The following is a 954-nucleotide window of genomic DNA, read 5'->3' as shown; positions in this document are numbered from 1 at the left end:
CCGCAAAGGCCCCAACAACACCCTGGACGCCGGCCCGTACGACCCCGGCTCCCCCTGGGCCATCGGCTCACCCCACGGCGGCCACGACACCATCCACCCCGACCTGGGCACCCTTACCGACTTCGACGCCTTCGTCGACCACGCCCACACCCACGGCCTGGAAATCGCCCTGGACCTGGCCCTGCAATGCTCCCCCGACCACCCCTGGGTCACCCAACACCCCGAATGGTTCACCACCCGCGCCGACGGCACCATCGCCCACGCCGAAAACCCACCCAAGAAATACCAGGACATCTACCCCCTCAACTTCGACCACGACCCCGAAGGCCTCTACACCGAAATCCGCCGCATCCTCCACCACTGGATGAACCACGGCGTCCGCATCTTCCGCGTCGACAACCCCCACACCAAACCCGTCGCCTTCTGGGAACGACTCCTGGCCGACATCCACACCACCGACCCCGACGTCATCTTCCTCGCCGAAGCCTTCACCCGCCCCGCCATGATGCACACCCTGGCCAAAATCGGATTCCACCAGTCCTACACCTACTTCACCTGGCGCAACAACGCCGAAGAACTCACCACCTACCTCCAAGAACTCACCGGCCCCGCCGCCGACTACATGCGCCCCAACCTGTTCACCAACACCCCCGACATCCTCAACGAATACCTCCAGCACGGCGGCCGCCCCGCCTTCGAAATCCGCGCCATCCTCGCCGCGCTGCTCTCCCCCACCTGGGGCATCTACGCCGGCTACGAACTCTGCGAGAACACCCCCGTCCGCCCCGGCAGCGAGGAATACCGCGACTCCGAGAAATACCAGTACCGCCCCCGCGACTTCGACACCGCCGCCCGCACCGGCACCACCATCGCCCCCCTCATCACCCAGCTCAACACCCTGCGCAACACCCACCCCGCCCTCCAGCAACTCCGCAACCTGCACTTCCACCACGT

The 954-nt window shown here is 66.0% G+C and carries 1 pseudogene; it reads left to right on the top strand.

Features of this window, described 5'->3' with window-relative positions:
* Nucleotides 1-954, top strand: a pseudogene (locus tag E1289_RS37740) (alpha-1,4-glucan--maltose-1-phosphate maltosyltransferase); the annotation flags it as partial.

It is taken from the genome of Actinomadura sp. 6K520 (genome assembly GCF_004349245.1).
In the GTDB taxonomy this organism is placed as follows: domain Bacteria; phylum Actinomycetota; class Actinomycetes; order Streptosporangiales; family Streptosporangiaceae; genus Spirillospora.
This window is presented reverse-complemented; position numbering and strand designations above follow the sequence as displayed.